The 23,973-nt window shown below is 70.8% G+C and carries 22 protein-coding genes and 1 pseudogene; 12 read left to right on the top strand and 11 right to left on the bottom strand.

The features are described from left to right. Window positions 1-75: 75 nt before the first annotated feature. A complete protein-coding gene (locus A5691_RS17560) occupies window positions 76-2,202 on the bottom strand; it encodes an acyl-CoA dehydrogenase (protein ID WP_068017261.1) in 2,127 nt (708 codons plus the stop codon). A 336-nt stretch (window positions 2,203-2,538) separates the two neighbouring features. On the opposite strand from A5691_RS17560, the gene kstR reads away from it, so the two are divergent. After that, entirely contained in the window at window positions 2,539-3,135 is a 597-nt protein-coding gene (gene kstR / locus A5691_RS17565) for a cholesterol catabolism transcriptional regulator KstR (RefSeq protein ID WP_067279200.1), read from the top strand. On the opposite strand, the gene A5691_RS17570 is transcribed toward kstR, so the two are convergent. After that, window positions 3,136-4,215, bottom strand: coding sequence for a LacI family DNA-binding transcriptional regulator (locus A5691_RS17570; protein ID WP_067889282.1), 1,080 nt, complete (start codon window positions 4,213-4,215; stop codon window positions 3,136-3,138). Between the two features lie 129 nt (window positions 4,216-4,344). Here A5691_RS17570 and A5691_RS17575 point away from each other — a divergent pair, with 129 nt between their 5' ends. Genes A5691_RS17575 through A5691_RS17605 form a run of 7 tightly spaced genes read left to right on the top strand, consistent with a single transcriptional unit; the run spans window position 4,345 to window position 10,690 of the window. After that, complete coding sequence (locus A5691_RS17575) at window positions 4,345-5,271, top strand: metal ABC transporter solute-binding protein, Zn/Mn family (protein ID WP_067889280.1); 927 nt, start codon at window positions 4,345-4,347, stop codon at window positions 5,269-5,271. Further along, window positions 5,268-6,095, top strand: a complete 828-nt coding sequence (locus tag A5691_RS17580) for a metal ABC transporter ATP-binding protein (RefSeq protein ID WP_067889278.1) — start codon at window positions 5,268-5,270, stop codon at window positions 6,093-6,095. The genes A5691_RS17575 and A5691_RS17580 overlap by 4 nt, the downstream gene beginning before the upstream one ends. Further along, the gene (locus A5691_RS17585) at window positions 6,088-6,948 is read left to right on the top strand and encodes a metal ABC transporter permease (protein WP_067747792.1); all 861 of its coding nucleotides are present in this window, start codon (window positions 6,088-6,090) and stop codon (window positions 6,946-6,948) included. Before A5691_RS17580 ends, A5691_RS17585 begins: the two co-directional genes overlap by 8 nt. Window positions 6,949-6,984: 36 nt before the next feature. Then, window positions 6,985-7,698, top strand: coding sequence for a sensor domain-containing protein (locus A5691_RS17590; RefSeq protein WP_067747794.1), 714 nt, complete (start codon window positions 6,985-6,987; stop codon window positions 7,696-7,698). A gap of 59 nt (window positions 7,699-7,757) precedes the next feature. Continuing rightward, complete coding sequence (locus A5691_RS17595; protein WP_067747796.1) at window positions 7,758-8,516, top strand: LamB/YcsF family protein; 759 nt, start codon at window positions 7,758-7,760, stop codon at window positions 8,514-8,516. Beyond that, complete coding sequence (locus tag A5691_RS17600) at window positions 8,516-9,433, top strand: MBL fold metallo-hydrolase (RefSeq protein ID WP_067747798.1); 918 nt, start codon at window positions 8,516-8,518, stop codon at window positions 9,431-9,433. The genes A5691_RS17595 and A5691_RS17600 overlap by 1 nt, the downstream gene beginning before the upstream one ends. A gap of 15 nt (window positions 9,434-9,448) precedes the next feature. After that, window positions 9,449-10,690: an SLC13 family permease gene (locus A5691_RS17605; RefSeq protein WP_067747800.1), complete on the top strand. Its 1,242-nt coding sequence runs from the start codon at window positions 9,449-9,451 to the stop codon at window positions 10,688-10,690. On the opposite strand, the gene A5691_RS17610 is transcribed toward A5691_RS17605, so the two are convergent. Next, on the bottom strand, window positions 10,687-10,998 hold the full coding sequence (locus tag A5691_RS17610; protein ID WP_067279019.1) for a DUF3303 domain-containing protein: 312 nt from the start codon (window positions 10,996-10,998) through the stop codon (window positions 10,687-10,689). The two genes, A5691_RS17605 and A5691_RS17610, sit on opposite strands and share 4 nt — an antisense overlap. 82 nt (window positions 10,999-11,080) lie before the next feature. Further along, entirely contained in the window at window positions 11,081-13,699 is a 2,619-nt protein-coding gene (locus A5691_RS17615) for a LuxR C-terminal-related transcriptional regulator (protein ID WP_068017264.1), read from the bottom strand. A gap of 179 nt (window positions 13,700-13,878) precedes the next feature. Here A5691_RS17615 and A5691_RS17620 point away from each other — a divergent pair, with 179 nt between their 5' ends. Next, window positions 13,879-15,276 (top strand): NAD(P)/FAD-dependent oxidoreductase, encoded by a 1,398-nt coding sequence (locus A5691_RS17620; RefSeq protein ID WP_068017267.1) that lies wholly within the window; start codon window positions 13,879-13,881, stop codon window positions 15,274-15,276. 2 nt (window positions 15,277-15,278) lie between these two features. On the opposite strand, the gene A5691_RS17625 is transcribed toward A5691_RS17620, so the two are convergent. Genes A5691_RS17625 through carD form a run of 6 tightly spaced genes read right to left on the bottom strand, consistent with a single transcriptional unit; the run spans window position 15,279 to window position 20,320 of the window. Beyond that, entirely contained in the window at window positions 15,279-16,256 is a 978-nt protein-coding gene (locus A5691_RS17625) for a glycerophosphodiester phosphodiesterase (RefSeq protein WP_082950386.1), read from the bottom strand. A 5-nt stretch (window positions 16,257-16,261) separates the two neighbouring features. Continuing rightward, the gene (gene rlmB / locus A5691_RS17630) at window positions 16,262-17,194 is read right to left on the bottom strand and encodes a 23S rRNA (guanosine(2251)-2'-O)-methyltransferase RlmB (protein WP_068017271.1); all 933 of its coding nucleotides are present in this window, start codon (window positions 17,192-17,194) and stop codon (window positions 16,262-16,264) included. Further along, window positions 17,195-18,604 (bottom strand): cysteine--tRNA ligase, encoded by a 1,410-nt coding sequence (gene cysS / locus A5691_RS17635; RefSeq protein WP_068017274.1) that lies wholly within the window; start codon window positions 18,602-18,604, stop codon window positions 17,195-17,197. Window positions 18,605-18,652: 48 nt separating this feature from the next. Further along, window positions 18,653-19,132: a 2-C-methyl-D-erythritol 2,4-cyclodiphosphate synthase gene (ispF, locus tag A5691_RS17640; protein ID WP_068017277.1), complete on the bottom strand. Its 480-nt coding sequence runs from the start codon at window positions 19,130-19,132 to the stop codon at window positions 18,653-18,655. Continuing rightward, entirely contained in the window at window positions 19,129-19,815 is a 687-nt protein-coding gene (gene ispD, locus A5691_RS17645; protein WP_067747813.1) for a 2-C-methyl-D-erythritol 4-phosphate cytidylyltransferase, read from the bottom strand. The genes ispF and ispD overlap by 4 nt, the downstream gene beginning before the upstream one ends. A 16-nt stretch (window positions 19,816-19,831) precedes the next feature. After that, the gene (gene carD / locus A5691_RS17650) at window positions 19,832-20,320 is read right to left on the bottom strand and encodes an RNA polymerase-binding transcription factor CarD (protein ID WP_003419482.1); all 489 of its coding nucleotides are present in this window, start codon (window positions 20,318-20,320) and stop codon (window positions 19,832-19,834) included. 297 nt (window positions 20,321-20,617) lie between these two features. On the opposite strand from carD, the gene A5691_RS17655 reads away from it, so the two are divergent. Genes A5691_RS17655 through disA form a run of 3 tightly spaced genes read left to right on the top strand, consistent with a single transcriptional unit; the run spans window position 20,618 to window position 23,744 of the window. Then, window positions 20,618-21,184 (top strand): hypothetical protein, encoded by a 567-nt coding sequence (locus A5691_RS17655; protein ID WP_067747815.1) that lies wholly within the window; start codon window positions 20,618-20,620, stop codon window positions 21,182-21,184. 59 nt (window positions 21,185-21,243) lie between these two features. After that, entirely contained in the window at window positions 21,244-22,674 is a 1,431-nt protein-coding gene (gene radA / locus A5691_RS17660; protein ID WP_067747817.1) for a DNA repair protein RadA, read from the top strand. Then, window positions 22,671-23,744, top strand: coding sequence for a DNA integrity scanning diadenylate cyclase DisA (disA, locus tag A5691_RS17665; RefSeq protein WP_067747821.1), 1,074 nt, complete (start codon window positions 22,671-22,673; stop codon window positions 23,742-23,744). The genes radA and disA overlap by 4 nt, the downstream gene beginning before the upstream one ends. Here disA and A5691_RS17670 read toward each other — a convergent pair. Further along, window positions 23,741-23,973 (bottom strand): annotated as a pseudogene (locus A5691_RS17670) (hypothetical protein); the annotation flags it as partial. The gene disA and the pseudogene A5691_RS17670 sit on opposite strands and share 4 nt — an antisense overlap.

Consider the following 23,973-nt stretch of genomic DNA (forward strand, 5'->3'; position numbering starts at 1 on the left):
GATTGCGCCCAGGGTCGTGATTTCGGGCAATCCACGACCGTGGTGGCAATCTCGGCGAAGGTTCGGCGAAAGCCGTCAGCGGGGCAGGCCGAGGAGCCGCTCGGCGGCCACGGTGAGCAGGATCTGCTCGGTGCCGCCGGCGATGGTGAGGCAGCGGGTGTTGAGAAAGTCGTACACCGCGTGGTTGCGGACCAGCCCGCCGCCCTCGGAGACGTCCATCATGTATTCGGCCAGTGCCTGCCGATAGCGCACGCCGATGAGCTTGCGGACGCTGGACTGCGCCCCGGGGTCCTGCCCGCCGACGGCGAGCTGGGCGATCCGCTGGTCGAGCAGCGCGCCGGTCTGGGCGATGACGATCAACCGCCCGAGCCGGTCCTGCTGAGCGGCGTCGAGGTCGAGCTCGCCGAGCACCTTGAGCAGCTCCTCCATCGGATTGCCCAGCGCGGTGCCGGTGGCCATCGCGACCCGCTCGTTGGCCAGCGTGGTCCGGGCCAGCCGCCAGCCGTCGTTCACCGCGCCGACCACCAGCTCGTCGGGCACGAACACGTTGTCCAGGAAGACCTCGTTGAACAGCGAGTCACCGGTGATCTCACGCAGCGGGCGGATCTCGATGCCCGGCGAGCGCATGTCCACCAGGAAGTAGGTGATGCCCTTGTGCTTCGGGGCGTCGGGGTCGGTGCGCGCCAGGCACACGCCCCACCGGGCCTTGTGGGCCGCCGACGTCCACACCTTCTGCCCGGTGAGCAGCCAGCCGCCTTGGGAATCTGGTGCACGAACCGCCTTGGTGCGCAGCGACGCCAGGTCGGAGCCGGCTCCCGGCTCGGAAAACAGTTGGCACCAAAGGAATTCGCCGCGCAGGGTGCCCGGCACGAAGCGCTCGATCTGTTCCGGTGTGCCGTGCTCGAGGATGGTCGGCGCGGCCCACCAGCCGATCACCAAGTCCGGGCGCACCACGCCGGCGGCCGCCAGCTCCTGATCGATGAGCAATTGTTCGGCCGGTGACGCGCCGCGCCCGTGCGGCGCCGGCCAGTGCGGGGCCTGCAGCCCGGCCTCGGCGAGCGCCGCCTGCCGCTTCTCGACTGGCAGCGCGGCGATTTCGGCAACGGTTGCGGCGATCTCCGCGCGCTGGCCCTCGACATCGGTGAGATCGATTCCGAGGCGGCGCCGCACACCGCCCTGGGTCAGTTCGGTGACCCGGCGCAACCAGCGCTCGGCGCCGCCGAGGAACCGGCCGATCGCGTGCGCCCGCCGCAGGTACAGGTGCGCGTCGTGCTCCCAGGTGCAGCCGATGCCGCCGAGCACCTGGATGCAGTCCTTGAGGTTGGCCTTGGCCGCCGTGATGCCGATGCTCGCGGCCAGCGCGGCCGCGATGGCGAACTGGTCCGGATCGGGCTCGGCCGCGGCGCGGGCGGCGTCGGCGGCGGCCACCTCGGTCTGCTCTGCGCGGCACAGCATCTCGGCGCACAGGTGCTTGACGGCCTGGAAGCTGCCGATCGGCTTGCCGAACTGCTCGCGGACCTTGGCGTAGTCGACGGCGGTGTCCAGCGCCCAGCGGGTCAGGCCGGCCGCCTCGGCGGCCAGCACGGTGGCCGCCAGTTCGTCGACGCGCCGACGCGACTCCGACACGACGGCGGCCGGCGCCGACGTCAGCACCACCCTGGCCAACGGGCGGGAGAAATCGGTCGCCTCCAGCGGCTCGACCTGCACGCCGTCGCTCTCGGTGTCGACGAGGAGCCACTCGTCGCCGGCCGGCAGCAGGAGGACACCGCCGTCGGCGGCGCCCAGCACGAGCGGCAGGGTTCCGGAGGCGCGCTGGCCGTCGAACTGGGCGTCACCCTCGAGCGCCAGCCCGGCGAAGCGTTCGCCGGCGGCCAGCGCCGCCAGCAGTTCGGGGTCGGTGACGACGAGCGTCGCCAGCGCGGTCGTCGCGACGGGGCCGGGAACCAGCGCCTTGGCCGCCTCCTCGACCATCGCGCACAAGTCCTCGACGCTGCCGTCGGCGCCGCCATGCTCCTCGGCGATCGCGACGCCGAAGATGCCCAGCTCGGCAAGGCGGGCGAAGACCGGGCGCCACGCGTCGGCGTCGCCCTGCTCGACCTCGCGGATCGCCGTCGTCCCGCCCGGCCCCGACGTCGAATTGCGGGCCCAGTCGCGCACCAGGGCGCGCGCGGCGAACTGCTCGTCTGTGACGGTCGCTACCACCCTCGGGACCTCCACGTCCGTTGACTCGACATGACTCGGGGCCTACGACCCCTAGCTCTCGATTCTCCTGCTCGGCTCGGGTCGCTGCGCAACCCGCCTCGTCGCAGACTAGAACGTGTTCTAATAGTGCCAGCGATCGACCGTCAAGTCGAACGTCATCACAGCAGCACACGCGGCTGTCCCGGCGGTACGGAGGTGGGAAATTCACACTCAGCATGCGTATCGTTTGCAAGCGAGCCGCCAGGAACAGGAGCAACCCGCGATATGCCAGCCAGTGCCAACTCGAGGGCCAACGCGAGCCGCGGTTCAGACTCGCAGCCGCGTGAGGTGATGAACGTGGCGGTACTGGCGGAGTCCGAACTCGGCTCGGAAGCACAGCGGGAGCGCCGCAAGCGGATCCTGGACGCCACCATGGCGATCGCGTCGAAGGGTGGCTACGAGGCGGTCCAGATGCGCGCCGTCGCTGACCGCGCCGACGTGGCGGTGGGCACGCTGTACCGGTATTTCCCGTCGAAGGTGCACCTGCTGGTGTCGGCCCTGGGCCGGGAGTTCAGCCGGATCGACGCCAAGACCGACCGGTCGTCGGTCGCCGGGGGAACGCCGTTTCAGCGGCTGAACTTCATGGTCGGCAAGCTCAACCGCGCGATGCAGCGCAATCCGCTGCTCACCGAGGCCATGACGCGCGCCTACGTGTTCGCCGACGCGTCGGCGGCCAGCGAGGTCGACCAGGTCGAGAAGCTGATCGACTCCATGTTCGCCCGCGCGATGGCCGACGGCGAACCGACCGAGGACCAGTACCACATCGCCCGGGTGATCTCCGACGTGTGGCTGTCCAACCTGCTCGCCTGGCTCACCCGGCGGGCCTCGGCCACCGACGTCAGCAAGCGGCTGGATCTGGCCGTGCGGTTGCTGATCGGGGATCAGGACTCTTAGCTAAGCCGGCGGACCGGCGGTGCGGCCGCGGATCAACTCCGTGTCCAGCACCTCGACGACCGGCAGGCCCGACCGCGGCGGACGCAACAGCAACTCCCCCGCCCGGCGGCCCTTCTGCAGGCTCGGCTGGGCCACCGTCGTCAACCCCCGGCCGATCGCATCGGGCACGCCGTCGAAACCGGTGACGGTCATCTGGCCGGGGACGTAAATGCCATGTGCGCGAAGGTAATCCATGGCCGAAAGCGCCAAGATGTCCGCCGTGCACATCAACGCGGTGATGCGGGGGTTGGCCTCCAGGGCCACCTTGGCGGCGGTCCCCCCGGACTCCGGCAGGTGCTCGTAGCTCTCCACCACGGTCAGCGCATCGGGGTCGACACCGGCGGCCGACATCGCCTCCCAGACACCGATGACGCGTTCACGCTGCACGTCGAACGCCGGTGACCGCAACCGCTCGGCATCCACCAGCCCCTGTCGGCGGTCCCGGCCCAGCCGCATGGTCAGCAGCCCGATCTCGCGGTGCCCCAGCCCCAGCACGTAGTCGGCCAACTCACGCATCGCCGCCCGATCGTCGATCCCCACCCGGGACACGCCGGCGAGCCCCTTCGGCTGGTCGACGACCACGACCGGCAATCGGCGCTGCAGGACGACCTGAAGGTACGGGTCCTCGTCGCACACCGAATACACGACGAAGCCGTCCACCCCGGCGCCGAGCACGGCGCCCGTCCCGTCCTCCATGCTGCGGCCGGGCCCGACGGCCACCAGCAGCAGGCCCTGCCCCAGCTCTTCGCAGGACTGCGCGACTCCGGCGACGAAGTCCCGCGCCGCCGGATCGCTGAAGAAGTAAGTGAGCGGCTCGGCCATCACGAGGCCGACCGCGCCGGCCTTCCGGGTGCGCAGCGAGCGCGCCACCGGGTCGGGACCCGCGTACCCCAGCCGCTTGGCCGTCGCGAGCACGCGTTCGCGTAGGTCGGCCGAGAGTTGATCCGGCCGGTTGAAGGCGTTGGAGATCGTGGTGCGCGAAACCTTCAGTTCGTCCGCCAACGACGCCAGAGTCGCACGCGGGCGTGGTGCGGGACTCACAATCGGTGACGCTACAGCGAATCCGGATGCGCGCCTAAGCGGCTTCCACTCGCCGCTTTGTAATGGAAACGATTTTCATTAGTATTATGGGTCGGCCGACCGGCCGGCGAGAGGACATCGGACGCACGCATGGCGCTGACGCGGGGACGAATCGCGGTGGCCGGCGCGCTGCGCTGGCTGCCCGCCGTGCTGATCCTGCTGGCCGCGGGCACGGGCTGCGGCGGCCCGGCACACCCGCGGGCGGCCGCCATCGTCGCCTCGACCGGCGCCTGGGGCAGCGTGGCTAGCGCCGTCACCGGCCGTCACCTCGCGGTCAAGTCCATCCTGACCGGGGGCGACACCGACCCGCACTCCTATCAAGCCAGCCCCGCGGACGCCGCGGCCATCACCGACGCCACCCTGGTGGTGTACAACGGTGGCGGTTATGACCCCTGGGTGGACCAAGTGCTCGCCGGCCACCCCGGCGTGAAAGCGATCGGCGCCTATTCGTTCCACAGGGACTCGGCCGAGCAGCCGGCCAACGAGCACGTCTTCTACGACCTCGACGTCGCCAAATCGGTCGCCTTCGCGATCGCCGACCGCATGGCCGCCATCGATCCCGCCAACGCCGCCGACTACCGGGCCAACGCCGCCGGCTTCTGCCGCGGCGCCGACGCGATCGCCATCTCCGAACACGCCATCGCCAGCGCCTACCCCGGCACGGGGGTCATCGCGACCGAACCCGTCGGCCACTACCTGCTGGAGGCGTCCGGTCTGGTCAACCGCACACCGGCCGCCTTCACCGCGGCCAACGAGAACGAGACGGACCCCTCGCCCGCCGACATGGCGTTCGTGCTCGACCTGATCGACCATCGTCAGGTGTCGGCGGTGCTGGTCAACCCGCAGACGTCGACCCCCGCGATCAACGGCGTGCGGGACGCCGCGCGGCGCGCGGGCGTGCCGGTGACCGAAGTGAGCGAGACCCTGCCCGACGGCACGGATTACCTGACGTGGCAGCGCAACACGGTCAACCAGCTGCTGGCCGCGCTCCAATCGCGCCGGTCAGTGCAACCGTGAGCCTCGACGCGGTCCGCGCGGTCGACAGCCGTCCGGATACCGTCTCGCTGCGCGGTGCGCGGCTGGCGTTCGGCGACCGGGTGCTGTGGGACCACCTCGACCTGTCCGTGTCGCCCGGCGAATTCATCGCCGTCCTCGGCCCCAACGGCAGCGGCAAGACGTCGTTGCTGAAGGTGCTGCTGGGGCAGCTGCCGTTGTCCGCCGGTGTCGCGTTGGTGGACGGAGAGCCGATGCACTCCGGCAGCGGACGCGTCGGCTACGTGCCGCAACACCGACCGATGGACTCCGACGTGATGCTTCGGGGACGCGACCTGGTTCGGCTCGGCGTCGACGGGCATCTTTGGGGCGGCATGCCGCGCAGATCCGCCGACCGCGCCCGCCGCCGCGCGACCGTGGCCGAGGCGCTGCGACAGGTCAACGCCGAACACTTGGCGGACATCCGGGTGGGCGTGATGTCCGGCGGCGAGCTGCAGCGGATCCGCGTCGCGCAGGCGCTGGTCAGCGACCCGATGCTGCTGCTGTGCGACGAGCCGCTGCTGGCCCTGGACCCGGCGAACGCCAAACTGGTGTCCGCGCTGATCGACCGTCGCCGCCGGGATGCCGGGACCGCCGTCATCGTCGTCACCCACGACCTCAACGCGATCCTGCCGTACGTCGACCGGCTGATTTATCTGGTCGACGGACGGTTCCGGATCGGCACCGTCGACGAGGTGATGACCACCGAGACGCTCTCGACGCTCTACCGAGCCGACATCGCGGTGGTCAAGGTCAAGGACCGCTACGTGGTGGTCGGTGAGACGACCGACTGGGCCCACGGTGAATAACCGGCTGACCGGCGTGCTGGCCCACCTGCTCGACTTCGACGTCACCGCCCACCTACTGCGCCACGACTTCGTCCAGCAGGCGCTGCTCGCCGCCGCGCTGCTGGGCCTGGTGGCCGGGCTGATCGGGCCGTTCATCGTGATGCGGCAGATGTCGTTCGCCGTGCACGGCTCGAGCGAACTGTCGTTGACGGGAGCGGCTTTCGCGCTGCTGGTCGGCGTCGAGGTGGGGCTGGGCGCCCTGGTCGGCAGCGCTTTGGCGGCCGCGCTGTTCGGCGTGCTGGGCCGGCGGGCCCGCGAACGCGATTCGGTCATCGGCGTGGTGCTGGCCTTCGGGCTGGGCCTGGCGGTGCTGTTCATCTACCTCTACCCGGGCCGGACCGCGACCAGTTTCGCGTTGCTCACCGGGCAGATCGTCGGCGTCGGCTACACCGGGCTGGGCATGCTGGCCCTGGTCTGCCTGCTCGTCCTTGCCGTCATCGCGACGTGCTACCGCCCGCTGTTGTTCGCCACCGTCGACCCCGACGTCGCGGCGGCCCGCGGCGTGCCGGTTCGGGCGCTGGGCATCGTGTTCGCCGCCCTGGTCGGCGTGGTGGCCGCGCAGGCCGTGCAGATCGTGGGTGCGCTGCTGGTGATGTCGTTGCTGATCACGCCGGCGGCGGCGGCCGCCCGGGTGGTGGCCTCGCCGGCGGCGGCGATGGTGGCCTCGGTCGTCTTCGCCGAGGTCTCCGCCGTCGGCGGCATCGTGCTGTCGCTGGCGCCCGGCGTACCGGTGTCCGTCTTCGTCGCGGGGATTTCCTTCCTGATCTACCTGGTCTGCTGGTCGCTGGGGCGTCGACAGGAGGTCGCCGCCTAAGCTGGTCGGCACAGACGGGCCCGCGTCCGAAAGGCTCTGGTGCGTAGGCAAATCGCGATCGTCCTGCAGGCGGCGTTGTGCGCCCTCACGGCCGGCTGCACCACCGTCGTCGGCGGAAGCGCCGCGCCCGCGGACACCCGCGGTCCGCTGTCGCAGGCCCCGGTGGCCGTCACCGCCCTGGACGGGCTGCTGCTCGACGACGGCAAAGTCAACGACATCCTGGGTGCGGGAATGCGGCTCCGGTATCGCACGCCGGACATGTGGGACTCCAGCCAGACGTTCAGCGAGAGGAGCTGCCTGGCCATGGCCGGGCCCGCCCAACAGGCCGTATACGCGGACACCGGCTGGACCGCGGTGCGCGGCGAACGACTCGACGACAGCTATGACGACCCCAATGTGCGCAACGACTCCGTCAACCAGGCCGTGATCTCCTACCCAACGGCCAGGCAGGCCAACGCGTTCTACGACGCATCGGTCCGGAGGTGGTCGGCCTGCGCCAACCGCCGATTCGTCGACCGTCCCCCGGGGCAGCCCGAGATCGCGTGGGCGGTGGCCGATTCCCACAAGGTGGGCGGCACGCTGAGCACGTCGGAAGAGCAGGTCGGTAGCCCGGATGGCTGGCGGTGCCAGCGTGCGCTCACCGCGCGCAACAACATCGTCATCGACGTGGCCGCCTGCGGGTCCTTCCTGCCCGGGGCGGCCGCGGTCGACGTCGCCCAGCAGATCGCAGCCGCGGTCGTCACCCGGTAGCGACGGCAAAGGCGACCGCCTCTCCGGGTGGCGACGGCGCCGCCCCATAAGCTGGACGGGTGGCCGGTATCGACCTAAACGCCGACCTGGGCGAAAGCTTCGGCGTCTGGCGCCTGGGTGACGACGACGCGATGCTGGGGATCGTCACCAGCGCCAACGTGGCGTGCGGGTTTCACGCCGGGGACCCCGCCGGCCTGCTGCGGGTCTGCCGCTCGGCCGCCGAGCGCGGCGTCCGCATCGGGGCGCAGGTGAGCTATCGCGACCTGGCCGGGTTCGGCAGGCGCTTCATCGACGTCGCCGCCGAGGACCTGATCGCCGACGTGGCGTATCAGATTGGCGCGCTGCAGGCGCTCGCCGGCGCGGCCGGCTCGGCCGTGTCCTACGTCAAACCCCATGGCGCGCTGTACAACACGATTGTGACCGACCGCGACCAGGCGGCCGCGGTCGCCGAGGCGGTGCGGATGGTGGACCCGGCGCTGCCGGTGCTGGGCATGGCGGGTTCGGCGTTCTTCGACGAGGCCGCGTTCCGCGGTCTGCGCACGGTGGCCGAGGCGTTCGCCGACCGCGCCTACCGGCCGGACGGCCAGTTGGTTTCCCGCCGCGAACCCGGCGCGGTGCTTGCAGACCCGGCGGCGATCGCCGACCGCGTGGTCGGCATGGTGACCTCCGGCCGGGTCACCGCCATCGACGGCACCCCGGTCACGATCACCGCGGAATCGGTTTGCGTGCACGGCGATTCGCCCGGCGCGGTGCAGATCGCGGAGGCCGTGCGCGACGGGCTGGAGGCCGCGGGCGTCGAGATCGGGGCGTTCAGCTGATGCGGCTCAAACTCGGTCGGCCCGACATCGCGCGGTATGCGGATCGGTTCGACGCGCCGCCCGCCAGAGCCGGGGCCCTATCGGCGACGTGGCTGGGCGTGGCGACGCTGCTGATCGACGACGGCTCGTCGGCCCTGCTGACCGACGGCTACTTCTCCCGGCCGAGCCTGGCCCGGGTGGCCGCCGGCAAGGTGGCGCCGTCGGCCGCCCGCGTGGACGCCTGCCTGGCGCGGGCCAACGTGTCAGCGCTGGAGGCGGTCATCCCGGTGCACACCCACATCGATCACGCGCTGGATTCCGCGCTCGTCGCCGACCGCACCGGCGCGCGACTGGTGGGCGGGCGGTCGGCGGCCAACGTCGGGCGTGGCTACGGGCTGCCCGAGGACCGTATCGTGATCGCCACCAGCGGTGAGCCAATGACGTTGGGCGCGTACGACGTGACCCTGGTGGAGTCCCATCATTGCCCGCCGGACCGCTTTCCCGGCACGATCGACACGCCGCTGACCCCGCCGGTCAAGGCGTCCGCCTACCGCTGCGGGGAGCCCTGGTCGACGTTGGTCCACCACCGGCCGACGGACCGGCGGTTGCTGATTCAGGGCAGCGCCGGATTCGTCAAGGGTGCGCTGGCCGGTCACCACGCCGATGCCGTCTACCTGTCGGTCGGGCAGTTGGGACTACAGCCCAGGTCGTACTTGACCGACTACTGGACCGAGACCGTGCGCGCGGTGGGGGCGCGCCGGGTGATCATGATTCACTGGGACGATTTCTTCCGGCCGCTGTCAAAACCGCTGCGGGCCTTGCCCTACGCGGGCGACGACCTGGACTCCTCCGTCCGCATCCTCGACGAGTTGGCCGCGGCGGATGGTGTCGGGCTGCACCTGCCCACCGTGTGGCGACGCGAAAACCCCTGGGCCTGAGACGGGTTCAATACATTGACCTTGACCCTTGCGCTGGTGCTGCTGGCTGCCGTCCTGGCCTTCGCCGTCGTGCGCCCGCGGGGCCTGCCGGAGGCGGTCGCGGCGGTTCCCGCGGCCCTCATCCTGATCGCCGTCGGCGCGATATCGGTGCGTCAGGCGGCCGAGGAGGTGGCCGGGCTTTCCGGGGTGGTCGGGTTCCTGGGCGCTGTGCTGGTGCTCGCCAAGCTGTGCGACGACGAGGGCCTGTTCGAGGCGGCCGGTGCGGCGATCACGCGCGGGAGCGTCGGGTCGGGGGCGCTGCTGCGGCGGGTGTTCGTCATCGCCTCGTTGATCACCGCCGTGCTGAGCCTGGACACCGCGGTGGTCTTGCTGACCCCGGTGGTGCTGGCCGCCGTCCGTCGGCTGCGGACCCCGGTGCGCCCGTACGCCTACGCCACCGCGCACCTGGCCAACGGAGCCTCCCTGCTGCTGCCGGTGTCGAATCTGACCAATTTGTTGGCGTTTCACACCGCCCACCTTTCGTTCACCCGGTTCACGCTGTTGATGGCGTTGCCGTGGGTGGGTGTGGTGGTCACGCTCTACGCGGTATTCCGCTGGTTCTTCGCCGGCGACCTGCGCGTGCAGCCCCATCCGGAGCAACCCGGGCCGGCGCCCCGGCCGCCGGTGCTCGTGCTGGTGGTCGTGGGGCTGACGCTGGCCGGGTTCGCCGTGGCCCAGTCCGTCGACGTGGACCCGGCCTGGGTCGCCCTCGCGGGCGCGGCGGTGCTGGCGGTGCGCAGCCTGAGCCGCCGGCATACCTCGGTGGTCGACATCGCGCGGTCGGCCCACGTGTCGTTCCTGGTGTTCGTGCTCGCGCTGGGCGTGGTCGTGCGGGCGGTGATGGTCAACGGCATGGACAAGGCGATGTCGGCGGTGCTGCCGTCCGGTTCGACGCTGCCGGCATTGCTCGCCATCGCGGCGGTGGCCGCCGTGCTGGCCAACGTGGTCAACAACCTGCCCGCCACCCTGGTGCTGCTGCCACTGGTCGCGCCGAGCGGGCCGGTCGCCATCCTGGCCGTGCTGCTCGGGGTCAACATCGGACCGAACCTGACCTACGTCGGTTCGCTGTCGAACCTGTTGTGGCGGCGGGTGCTTCGCCAGCACGACGTCGACGCCGGCGTCGGCGAATACACCCGCCTCGGGGTGTGTACCGTGCCGGTGTCCCTGGTGCTCGCGGTGCTCGCACTGTGGGCGTCGGCGCGGGTGTTCGGCGCCTAGCCGATCGCCTCCCTGAACTCCACGCCCTGCTGCAGCGCCTGCGCGGCTTCGGCGATGTCCACAACGGGATAGATCTGGTAATCCAGGATCGTGGCGAATTGGCTTGTGGTCTCGACCAAGTCGGCCGGATTGTCGGATTCCACCACCGCGAATCCACCGCCGCCGTCGATGCGGCCGACGAACTGGTGATAGGTCGTGGTCTGCGGTTGAGACCACTTCGAGTACGCGGCCAGGCCCCGTCGCAGGCTTTCGTCGTTCTCGGCCGCGGTGCCGTTCAGGCGGTATGTCCACGCCACTACGTACTTCATTGCGCTCTCCTTTTCTCGTTGAGATCGCAACGGTATGACCGGTTTCCGCCAAGCGCACGAGTAGTCGCCTACTCGAATACCGTCAGTCGGACCCCGGTCCCGATCGGATGATCGACGCGAGTTCCTCGCGGGACTGGGCGCCAACCCGCTGACAGGCCCGGTAAACGTGGCCCTCCACGGTGCGCACCGACATCACCAACTTCTCGGCGATCTGACGGTTGGACAGGCCGGCCACGACCAGCTCGATGACGTCGCGCTGGCGACCCGAGAGTTTGAGACCCGCCGGAGTCCGCAACGCCGGCGTGCACAAACCGCCGCACTCCTCGGCAAGCTCGCCGGCCAATGCCGACGCATAAAGCCCGCGCTTGTGCTGCTGTCCTTCGACGAACGCGACGGAGGCCTGTGCCGCCGCGTCGGCGGCCGCGGCCCGGTCACCGATCGCCCGGTAGGCGGCCGAAACCGCGAGGAGGCCCTCACCGTTCCCTGCCCGCAGGGCCTCGGCGTGCGAAGCGATGGCATCGGCCAGCGGCAGCGCCAGCGTGTCGGCCAGCGCGCGGGCCCGTCCGGCGCCCGAGGCGTCACCCCACTGCGCCGCCGCCTGTATGCAGGCCAGTTCGTGGGTCGGCTGGCCGCGGTCGCGGGCGACTCGCGCGGCCGCCTGCGCCGTCGCCACGGCCTCGCCCAGGCGCCCGCCGGTCGCCAGCGCCCACCCGTCGGCCAGTGACAAGCCGGTATGCATGAAGAAGTAGTCGGCCGGCACGCACGATCGCGCCCCCGCGGCCGCATCGTTCGCCTCCGCGGCGTGCCCGAGCTTGCCGTGCGCCTCGGCGAGCGCGAAGTAGCTTGCCGGGCGCAAACCACTTGTGGTGGCGTGTATTTGGGCTCCGGCCAGCGCTTCGTGTACCAGCCGCACCGCGTCGGCCACCGCCCCGCGGGCCAGGTCGGCATTTCCGAGCAGCAGGGCCAGGTTCGCATAGGCCAGACCCGGGATGTCGCGCGCGGAGTCGGCCACCTCCTTTGCGAAGCCGACGAATTCGTCGATGCGGCCCGTCAGCCGGCATGCCCGGCCGTACACCGCGCCGAACCAGAACCGCATGTGCGACGCCTCGAACGACGTCGTCGCGCGGCGCAACGCCTGCCCGGCCACGATCGCCAGGCAGTCGACCTGCCCCAACGCGCCCATGGCCATGATCGACGCAAGCGACGCCATCATCGCGTGGAAGTCCGGCAGCTGTTCCGAATCCAATGCGGCCCTTGCCCTTTCGGCGGCGACCCCGCAGCGCGCGGCGACCGCATCCAGGCACGCCTGCACCGCCAACCGCTCGGCGACCTGTGCCGGCGTCTCCTCGGCCGCGGCCAGGTCGTCGAGAATCGCCGCGGCGTCCGCCGGCCTGCCGAGCATCCAGACCAGGTTGGCCGCGCGCAGGGTCGCCCAGTAGTGGCGATCCGGCGGATCGCTTTCGGTGATCGCGCGCAACGCGCCCTCGGCCTGCTCGCCGCGGCCGAGCAGGATCAGGTTCATCGCCCGCACGCCGGCCGCCCCCGGCGCCCCGGCCTGCGCCGCGGCGTTGGCGAGCCGGTCGGCCAACTCCAGGTCCAGCAGTGTCATCGCGTGCCGCGCCGATTCCAGATACAGCCCGGGTTGCGGGTCCAGATCCGACTCGAGGCTCAGCAACGCCCGGCGCACCGTGGCCTGCATGTCTGCGTCACCGTCGCGCGCCAGCCGGGTCGCCAAGCGGCCGCGGACCTTCGACAGATACATCTCGCCCGCGCCCGCGCGGCGAAGCTCACCGAACAGCGGGTGCGCGAGCCGGGCCATCAGCCCGCCGGCGGTGCGTTCGACGTTCACCAGGCCCATGGCTTCGGCCGCCACCAAATCCTCGCGGGACACCAAGTCGCACAACACGTCAACGGGCAGCGGCTCACATTGCGACAGCGTGTCGACCACCAGCGCCACCGGCGGGCTCAGGCGGCCAAGCTGGCGTCCCACCGTGTCGGACAAGCTGGCCGAGACCGCGACGTCGCCGTCCCACATCCACACCCCGGCCACCTGCCGCACCCGCCCGGCCGCCATCTGATCGCTCAGCAGCTGCCGAAGAAACAGCGTGTTCCCCCCGGTGAGCCGCCGGAACCGCTCCGCACAACGCGCATCCACCGGGCCGCCTAGCGTGCGCTCGATCACCTCGCGCGTCGCCGTGGCCGAAAGTGGCTCCAGATCCAGGCGATGGAGCAAACCGTCCTTCCACAGCGCCGTCACCGCATCGGGCTCTTCGCTGCCGGAGCGGACCGTGACCACCAGCCGGACCCCGCCGGACTGCGCCAGCTGGTGAATCACAAGCGCGGACAACCCATCCAGCAGGTGCGCGTCGTCGACTCCGACCACCACTCGGCCGCGGCGTTGCCGCGCGACAAACGACTCGATCACGCGCCGGACGCTGGTCAGCGGATCCGACATGCCTTCGCCCAGTAGGCCGATGAACGCCCCGAGTGGCAACGACTGGGCCGATTGGGTGCCGACGATCCACTGGATGCGTTCGCCCGATGCCCCGGCACGCCGCAGCGCTTCGCGGGCCAACCGAGTCTTGCCCAGGCCGGCGGCGCCCGCGATCAGCACCCCGGAGTGCTGGTCAGCCCCGCCCAGGGCGCGGCGAATGGTTGCCAACTCGCTGTCGCGCCCAATCAGCTGGTCGCCGCCGATCACGCGGCGACTATATCCGCGCGGCGGCACCGCGCGGGCCGGATTGCCACCGTTTCGCGTGCGCGTCGACCGGCCGGTGTCCGGCGGGCGATCCCAACTCGCGTACCCGACTACGCTATCGGCGCCCGCCGAGCGCTGTGAGCATGGCATTTGTCAGCCAGCGGTCAGAAAGGCGGAGTGCCATGTCCGACATCAAGACCAAGATCGGCAGTCACGCGGTGGTGTTGGGGGCGAGCATGGCCGGTTTGCTGGCCGCGCGATCGCTTGCCGACTTCTTCGACACGGTGACGGTCGTGGAGCGTGACCCGCTGCCCGACGCGCACGCCCCTCGCCGCGGCGTGCCGCAGGGCCGGCACCTGCACGCCCTGCTGGCCCGGGGAGCGCAGGTGATCGAGGGGATGTTCCCCGGCGTCCTCGACGAGATGGTCAGCGACGGCGCGCGCCACTTCGACGGCCATGACCTCTCCGAGCTCTACTACGACATCGGCGGGCACCTGATGGCGCGGCGCGGCAGCGCACCCGGGCTCACCGCCTACAGCGCGACGCGGCCCTTCCTCGAAGACCACGTCCGGGCCCGGCTGCGCGAGCTTCCCAACGTCACCCTGCTCGACGAGCACTTCATCCTCGGCCCGGTGTCGACCCCGGACCGCCGCCGCGTCACCGGAGTGCGGGTGGTCTGCGGGCGCACCGGCGAGCCCACCACGCTGCCCGCCGACTTGGTCGTCGATGCCACCGGGCGTGCCGCCCGCACCCCGACCTGGCTGGACCACCTGGGGTATGAGCGCCCGCGTGAGGATCGCGTCGACGTCCAGCTGACCTACGCGAGCCAAGCGCTGCGGATGACGGCGGAGGCGCCGCGGGAGCTGGGCTTCCTCGTCGGCATCGTGCCGGGCAGGCCGAGGGGTTGCGGGCTGCTGCACTGCGAGGACGACACCTGGCTGCTCACCGTGATGGGGGTGGCCGGCCACCAGCCCGCGGGGCTCGACCTCGCCGAGATGTGTGATTTCGTCGCGGACTGCGCGCCGGCGCACCTGCTCGCCGCGGTGCGGGCCGCCGAACCCATCGGGGATCCGGTGCGCCACCGGACGCCGTGCAGCCGATGGCGCCGCTACGACAAGCTGCGGCGCTTCCCCGAGGGTCTGCTGGTCATCGGCGACGCGATCTGCAGCTTCAACCCGGTCTACGGCCAGGGCATGACGGTCGCCGCGCTCGAAGCGTTGGCGCTGCGCGACTGCCTGTCCGCCGGCACCGACGATTTGGCCCGGCGCTTCTTCCGCGCCGCGGCGGCGCCGATCCGCCAGGCCTGGCAGCTGTCGACCAACCCCGACCTTGCCCTGCCCGAAATCAACGGCACCCCACCGCTGGTCGCGCGGGTGTTCAACAAGTACGTCGACCGGGTCCTGACGGCGGCCGAAACCGACACCGCGGCGCTGAATCAGTTCATCAGGGTGACCTCGCTGGTCGAACCCGCGACGCGGTTGTTGCGCCCGAACATGATCTGGCGCGCCGCCCGCGGGCGCCGGCCCGGCATCGATTCCCCGGTCGCGCCCGCCGGCGCCCTGGTGGACGCGGCGCCCTGACGCTAAGTCCGGTGGCAGGCGGGCGGCAGCGGCATCCCGAGTTCGGTCAGCACGCGGCGCAACAGCGTCGGGTAGTCGGTGATGAGCCCGTCGACCCCGTCGGCGATCAGTTCGCGCATGGTGGCCGCATCGTCGACCGTCCACGGGATCACCTGCAGCCCAAGCGCATGCGCGCGATCGACGTAGGACCCGCCGGTGACCAGCTGGTACCGGGGCGAGACGATGTCCGCGCCCACCACCTTCGCCCCGACCATCGGGTCACCTATGGCGGCGGGGTTCTCACCCGCCGGCCACGGCGAACCGGGCGCCCAGGTCTCCTCGTTGTACAACGCCACCAACGGGATCGACGGCTCGGCCCGGCGAACCAACGGCAGGGTCCGCCAGTCGAAGCTCTGGATCTCCACCTGGCCGACCTTGCCGGCCGAGCGCACGGCGGCCAGTATCACGTCGACGAACTGTTGGGGCTCGGCCGAAGTCCCGGGGTGGTCGGCCGCTACCTTCGTCTCGATGTTGTAGCGAACCGCGGCGTGGTAGGAATCGGCGAGCGCAAACACCTCCGGTAGGACGGCTATCTTGTTGCCCCGCACCACCTCGGCGTCGGGAAACTCGGCCAGCCGGCGTCCGCAGTCCAGGGTGCGGATCTGGGACACAGTGAGCTCGTGCACCAACTTTCCGACGTAGGGGTACTGCGGATCACCGGCGAACGCGGGGCCGGTGTCGGCGCACTTCTCTGCGTCGATCGTCGGGTCGTGCCACACCAGCGGTTGCCCGTCTCGGGTGACGTTGATGTCGAGTTCGAGTGTGCTGACGCCCAACTCGAGCGATTTCGCGAAGGCCCGCAGCGACTCCTCGGTGGTCTCGCCTCGGCCGCCGCGGTGGGCCTGCAGGTCGAATCCGTCGACTTGGGCGGCCGCCGCGGGCGACGCGAGGAGACCGACCACGGCCAGGACCGCGCCGAGGCGCGCGGGCCAGCGGCGCACTGGAGTTAAACCCTGCGCTGCCGGGCGATCTCGGCGAGCACCACCCCGGCGGCCACCGAGGCGTTCAGCGATTCGGCGTGCCCGGCCATCGGGATGGACACGACTTCGTCGCAGTTCTGCCGCACCAGCCGCGACAGCCCCTTGCCCTCCGAGCCGACGACCACCACCAGTGGGTCGGCGCCGTCCAGGTCGTCGACCACGGTGTCGCCTTCGGCGTCCAGGCCGATAACCCGGATCCCGCGGTCGGCCCAATCCTTCAGCGTCCTGGTGAGATTGGTGGCCCTAGCCACCGGGATGCGGGCCGCGGCTCCCGCGCTGGTGCGCCAGGCGACCGCCGTCACCGACGCCGAACGCCGCTGCGGGATCAGCACGCCGTGTCCGCCGAACGCCGCGACCGAACGCACGATCGCGCCCAGGTTGCGCGGATCGGAGATGTTGTCCAACGCCACCAGCAGCGCGGGCGGGGAGTTGATCGCGGTCGCCAACAGGTCGTCCGGGTGGGCGTAGTTGTACGGCGGGACCTGCAGCGCGATGCCCTGATGCAGGTGGTTGCTCGTCATCCGGTCCAGGTCGGCGCGCGGCACCTCGAGGATCGAGATGCCCGAATCCGCTGCGCGGGCGACGGACTCGGTGACCCGCTCGTCCGCGTCGGTGCCCAGGGCCACGTAGAGCGCCGTCGCCGGGACGCCGGCGCGCAGGCACTCCAGCACCGGGTTGCGGCCGAGCACCGTTTCCGTCTCGTCGGTGGGCCGCTTGGCGGGACGCCGCGCCGGCGACTGGGCGCGCTTGGCGGCGGGATGGTTGGGTCGCAGGTGCGCCGGGGGTGTCGGACCGCGCCCCTCCAGCGCGCGCCGGCGCTGGCCGCCCGAGCCCACGGTGGGCCCCTTCTTGGTGCCCGCCTTGCGTATTGCGCCGCGCCGGCGCGAATTGCCGGCCATTTACGGGGTCTGACCTGCCTGCAGCGACCACTGCGGCCCGTCGGCGGTGTCGGTGACCTCGATGCCGGCGAGCTTCAGCCGGTCCCTAATCTCGTCGGCGAGCGCCCAATTGCGTTGCTCGCGGGCCTTTTCCCGATTCTCCAGTTCGGCCCGCACCAGCACCTCGACCGCGGCGAGCGCGGCCGACGTCTCGTCGCGGGTTTCCCAGCGCTCGTCGAGCGGGTCGCAGCCGAGGATCCCCATCATGGCGCGGATCGACCGGGCGTGTTGCAGGGCCCCGTCGTGGTCGCCGGAGTCGAGGGCCCGGTTGCCCTCGGCCCGGGCGTGGTGCACCTCGGCCAGCGCTGCCGGGACCGCCAAGTCGTCGTCGAGCGCCTCGGCGAACCGCGAAGTCCACTCGCCCGGCTCGACGCCGCCGACCCGGACGCGGACACGGTGCAGGAATTCCTCAACGCCCACATAGGCTTTCACCGCGTCCTGTAGGGCGGTGTCGGAGAATTCCAGCATCGAGCGGTAGTGCGCGCTGCCCAGGTAGTAGCGCAGCTCCGCCGGCCGGACGCGCTGCAGCAACGCCGGGATGGCCAGCACGTTGCCCAGCGATTTGCTCATCTTCTCGCCGCCCATGGTGACCCAGCCGTTGTGCAGCCAGTAGCGGGCGAATCCGTCGCCGGCGGCGCGGCTCTGCGCGATCTCGTTCTCGTGGTGCGGGAAAATCAAATCCATGCCGCCGCAATGGATGTCGAATTCGGGCCCCAGATAGGTGCGTGCCATCGCCGAGCATTCCAGGTGCCAGCCCGGACGCCCGCGGCCCCAGGGCGAGGGCCACGACGGCTCGCCGGGCTTCTCGCCCTTCCAGAGGGTGAAGTCACGCTGGTCACGCTTGCCGGTCGCCACGCCCTCGCCCTGATGGACGTCGTCGACCTTGTGCCCCGACAGTTGTCCGTACTCGGGATAGCTCAGCACGTCGAAGTAGACGTCCCCGCTCGCCGCGTAAGCGTGGCCGGTTTCGATCAGGCGGTCCATTAATTCGACCATCTGGGTGATGTGCCCGGTGGCGCGGGGTTCCGCGGACGGCGGCAGCACGTCCAGGGCGTCGTAGGCGGCGCTGAACGCGCGCTCGTAGGTGGCCGCCCACTCCCACCACGGCCGGCCCGCCGCCGCGGCCTTGGCCAGGATCTTGTCCTCGATGTCGGTGACGTTGCGGATGAACGCGACGTCACAGCCGCGCGCCATCAGCCAGCGGCGCAGGATGTCGAAGGCCACGCCGCTGCGGACATGGCCGATGTGCGGCAGGCCCTGGACGGTGGCGCCACACAGGTAGATGGAGACGTGGCCCTCGCGCAGCGGGACGAAATCACGCACGGCGCCGGCTGCCGTGTCGTGTAGCCGCAAGCGGGCGCGATCGGTCACGACGTGCCAGCTTACCGGGTGGTTCGCCGTCGCCCGGCGCTGCGCGCCCTAGCCGCCGGGGAGGACCAACGCGGTGGCAATGGCGGCGCGGCCCTCACCGCGACCCGTCAGGCCCAGCCCGTCGGTCGTCGTCGCCGACACCGAGACCGGTGCCCCCAGCAGCTCCGAGAGCACGCGCTGCGCCTCGGCGCGCCGCGGACCGACTCTCGGCTGGTTGCCGACCAGCTGGACGGCGGCGTTTCCGACGCGGAAGCCGTCTCGCGTCACCAACTCGGCGACGTGGCGCAGCATGTCGGCACCGCTGACGCCCTTCCACCGCGGCTGGTCGACTCCGAACACGGCGCCGATGTCGCCCAGGCCGGCGGCCGACAACAGCGCGTCGCACAGCGCGTGCGCGCCCACGTCGCCGTCGGAGTGGCCGGCGCAGCCGTCGGCGTCGGGGAAGAGCAGGCCCACCAGCCAGCAGGGCCGGCCCGGCTCGATCGGGTGCACGTCGACGCCCAGCCCGACGCGCGGCACGCCGTTCACCGGCGCACGATCGCTTCGGCCAGCACCAGGTCGAGCGGAGTGGTGATCTTGAACGCCAGCGGGTCGCCGTCGACGACCTGGACCTGGCCCCCGACATGCTCGACGAGCGAAGCGTCGTCGGTGAACTCGGCCGTGCCGGCCCGTTGATACGCGCGCAGCAGCAGGTCGAGCGCGAAGCCCTGCGGGGTCTGCACGGCGCGCAGGCCGGCCCGCTCGGGCGTGCCCAGGACCACACCGTTGGCGTCCACGGCCTTGATGGTGTCATGCAGCGGCAGCGCGGGCACGACGGCGTCGTGCCCGGCCCGTAGGGCGTCCACCACGCGCAGGATCAGCGCGGGGGGTGTCAGGGCGCGGGCGGCGTCGTGCACCAGGACGAACTGGGGGTCACCGGCGACGGCCGCCAGCGCCAGGCTCACCGAGGTCGTGCGGTCGGCCCCGCCTGCGACGACCGTCGCCCGTTCGCCCAGGGATCGCTTGGCCTCGTCGACCATGGGCGCCGGGACGGCGACCACCACGTGGTCGACGACTTCGGAGGCCAGCAAACCGCCGACGGCGCGGTCCAGCAGGGTGCGCCCGTCAACCTCGCAAAATGCCTTCGGAATGCCGGCGCCGAGTCGTTCCCCCGACCCTGCGGCCGGAACCACTGCGACGACCGTGCCCGAGGAGTCGGTCCCCGTGACCACCGAAGCGTCAGGGCCTTCAGGAAGCGGCGGCCAGAACCTCGTCGAGGATGGTTTCCGCTTTGGCGTCGTCGGTGCTCTCGGCGAGGGCCAATTCACCGACCAGAATCTGGCGGGCCTTGGCCAGCATGCGCTTCTCACCGGCGGACAGGCCGCGTTCCTGGTCGCGACGCCACAGGTCGCGTACTACCTCGGCCACCTTGTTGACGTCACCGGAGGCCAGCTTCTCGAGGTTGGCCTTATACCGGCGCGACCAGTTGGTGGGCTCTTCGGTGTGGGGAGCGCGCAGAACCTGGAAGACCTTGTCGAGGCCTTCCTGGCCCACGACGTCGCGGACACCCACGTATTCGGCGTTCTCGGCAGGCACTCGAACTGTCAGGTCTCCCTGCGCCACCTTCAAGACGAGATATTCCTTTTGTTCCCCTTTGATGGTGCGGGTTTCAATCGCCTCGACTAACGCAGCACCGTGATGCGGGTAAACAACGGTGTCGCCGACCTTGAAGATCATCTGATTCGAGCCCCTTTCGTTACTTCAGTCTAACACGGCCGCCCAATCGCGCGCGGAGCAACGATGCAGGTCAGGGGCACAACACGCGCAGATTAGGGGTTGACAGGGGGAGCAGAACGTGCAGTGACGCACATTACCCCTGCCTTATTCCGGCCCTGAGAGCGGCCCCTGAGCGCCCCGACGGAGCACCGGATATGGCCTCCCTGGCTGGTCCCAAGCCCCGCGCTACCGCGCGCGAAACCTTCCTACTACTGTGCATAGTTGCATCCGTCGAACCGGCCCAGCAGGAGGCATTGAGTGAACCGCTTCGAGATCGGCCTCCCCCTCCGCGCGCCGGCGCTGACCATCCGGGCGTCGCTCGTCGGCCTCATCGCGGTGGTCGCGATGCTCCTCAGCGGCTGCGGGGCCGGCCAGGTCTCGCAGATGGCCGTGCAGGAGCCCGCGATCAACGGCAACAAGGTGACCATCAACAATGTGGCGCTGCGCGACATCCGCATGCAGGCGCCGCAGACGGGCGCCTTCGTGCAGCCCGGGCAGGCGGTGGACCTCCTGCTGGTGGCCATCAACCAGTCGCCGGACATGCCGGACAGGCTGGTGAGCATCACCAGCGACGTCGGCTCGGTGACCCTGAGCGGCGATGGTCGGCTGCCCCCGGGCGGCATGTTGTTGATCGGCACGCCGGAGGGCCAGAAGGTGGCGCCCGGCCCGATGGGCTCGAGCAACGCGGCCAAGGCGACCGTGATGCTGGCCAAGCCGATCAGCAACGGGTTGCTGTACAACTTCACGTTCAATTTCGAGAAGGCCGGTCAGGCCACGGTGCTGGTGCCGGTTTCGGCCGGGCTGGCCCCCGCGCAGCCAAGCTAGGCGGCGGCGACCGCCTGTCATAGCCGGGATTTGTCGTACCGGCTCGATACCGTCATGGCGTGGCAAATCCGCGCTCCCAATATCGCTGCTCCGAATGCCAGCACGTCACGGCGAAGTGGGTGGGCCGCTGCATGGAGTGCGGCACCTGGGGAGCGGTGGACGAGGTGCCGGTGCTGAGTGCGGTCGGCGGCCGTCGCGCGGCCGTCGCGGCCGCTTCGGCCTCGCGGCCGGTCCCGATCACTTCCGTCGAGCCCAACGCCAGCCGGCACCGCTCGACCGGGATCGGCGAGCTCGATCGGGTGCTCGGGGGCGGCGTGGTGCCCGGTTCGGTCACGCTGCTGGCGGGCGATCCGGGCGTGGGCAAGTCGACGCTGCTGCTCAAGGTGGCCCACCGCTGGGCGCTTTCGGGCCGGCGTGCGCTGTACATCTCCGGTGAGGAGTCGGCCGGGCAGATCCGGCTGCGCGCCGACCGGACCGGCTGCGGCGCCGACGAGGTCTACCTGGCCGCCGAATCCGACGTGCACACGGTGCTGGACCACATCGCGACGGTGCAGCCCGCGCTGGTGATCGTCGACTCCGTGCAAACCATGTCCACCACCGAGGCCGACGGCGTCGCCGGTGGCGTCACTCAGGTGCGCGCCGTCACCGCCGCCCTGACCGCGGCCGCGAAGGCCAACGGCGTCGCGCTGATCCTGGTCGGCCACGTCACCAAGGACGGGGCCATCGCGGGACCGCGCTCGCTGGAACACCTTGTCGACGTGGTGCTGCATTTCGAGGGTGACCGCAACGGGTCGCTGCGGATGGTTCGGGGCGTCAAGAACCGATTCGGCGGGGCCGACGAGGTTGGCTGTTTCCTGTTGCACGACAACGGGATCGAGGACGTGTCGGATCCGTCGAACCTCTTCCTCGATCAGCGGCCCGCGCCGGTCGCCGGGACCGCGATCACCGTGACGCTGGACGGCAAGCGACCGCTGATCGGGGAGGTGCAGGCGCTGCTCGCGACGCCGGGGGGCGGCTCGCCGCGCCGCGCCGTCAGCGGGATCGACCACTCCCGGGCGGCGATGATCAGCGCCGTGCTGGAGAAGCACGGCAGGCTGGCCGTCGGTGTCAACGACATCTACCTGTCCACCGTGGGCGGCATGCGGTTGACCGATCCCTCCTCGGATCTGGCCGTCGCGATGGCGCTGGCGTCGGCCTACGCCGACCTGCCGCTGCCGACGACCGCGGTGATGATCGGCGAGGTGGGGCTGGCGGGCGACCTGCGACGGGTCGGCGGCATGGAACGGCGGCTGGGCGAGGCCGCGCGTCAGGGGTTCAGCATCGCGCTCATCCCCGACGGCGACGACCCGCGGCGCGAGATCGTGCCGAATGGGATGCGGGCGCTGCGCGCACCGACCATCGCCGCGGCGCTGCAACACATGAAAGCCATCGCCCGGCCGCGCACTGGCTGGACGCAAAACGCCCCGGGGCCGCACAATGACACGCTGTGACTCGTCCGACACTGCGTGAGACCGTCGCCCGCCTTGCGCCGGGGACCGGGCTGCGCGACGGCCTGGAGCGCATCCTGCGCGGCCGCACCGGTGCGCTGATCGTCCTCGGCAACGACGAGAACGTCGAGGCCATCTGTGACGGCGGCTTCGCCCTCGACGTCCGGTACGCGCCGACCCGGCTGCGGGAGCTGGCGAAGATGGACGGCGCCGTGGTGCTGTCCACCGACGGCAGCCGCATCGTGCGGGCCAACGTGCAGCTGGTGCCGGATCCGTCGATACCTACCGACGAATCGGGAACGCGGCATCGCTCGGCGGAACGGGCGGCGATTCAGACCGGTTATCCGGTGATCTCGGTCAGCCATTCGATGAACATCGTGACCGTCTACGTGGGCGGTGAACGCCACGTGGTGGCCGATTCCGCGACCATCCTGTCCCGGGCCAACCAGGCGATCGCGACCCTGGAGCGGTACAAGACCAGGCTCGACGAGGTCAGCAGGCAGCTGTCGCTGGCCGAGATCGAGGACTTCGTCACGCTGCGCGACGTCATGACGGTGGTGCAGCGGCTCGAGCTGGTGCGGCGGATCGGCCTGGTGATCGACGACGACGTCGTCGAGCTGGGCACCGACGGGCGTCAGCTGCGGCTGCAGCTGGACGAGCTGCTGGGCGGCAACGACATCGCGCGGGAATTGACCGTCCGCGATTACCACGCCAGCCCGGAGCCGCTGTCCAAGGCGCAGATGACGGCGACCCTGGACGAGCTGGACTCGCTCTCGGACACCGAGCTGCTCGAACTAACCGCGCTGGCAAAGGTTTTCGGCTACCCGACCACCGCCGAGGCGCAGGACTCGGCGGTCAGCCCGCGCGGTTACCGTGCGCTGGCCAGCATCCCGCGGCTGCAGTTCGCCCACTCCGACCTACTGGTCCGATCGTTCGGGACGCTGCAGGGCCTGCTGGCTGCGAGCGCCGGCGACCTGCAATCGGTCGAGGGCATCGGCGCGATGTGGGCCCGCCACGTGCGCGAGGGACTGTCGCAGCTCGCGGAGTCGACTATCGCCGACCCGCTGAGTTAACCGGCGGGGACCGGGGCCGGTGGGGCCTCGGGCGGCGGCGCGGCCGCGGGCTGACCCGGCCCGGGCACCGGGCCCGGCGGCGGAGGCGGCTGGTTCATGATGAACGGCACCGGCTGCGAACGCAGATTGCCCAGCTGCACGACGAGGTTGTAGGTGCCCGGCCCGATCGCCGGCCGCGGCAGCGGGCAGTGCGGAGCCGACCCCATCCCCGTCCAGGTCACCGCGGTCG

This window comes from Mycobacterium sp. E183, from assembly GCF_001667735.1.
GTDB lineage: Bacteria > Actinomycetota > Actinomycetes > Mycobacteriales > Mycobacteriaceae > Mycobacterium.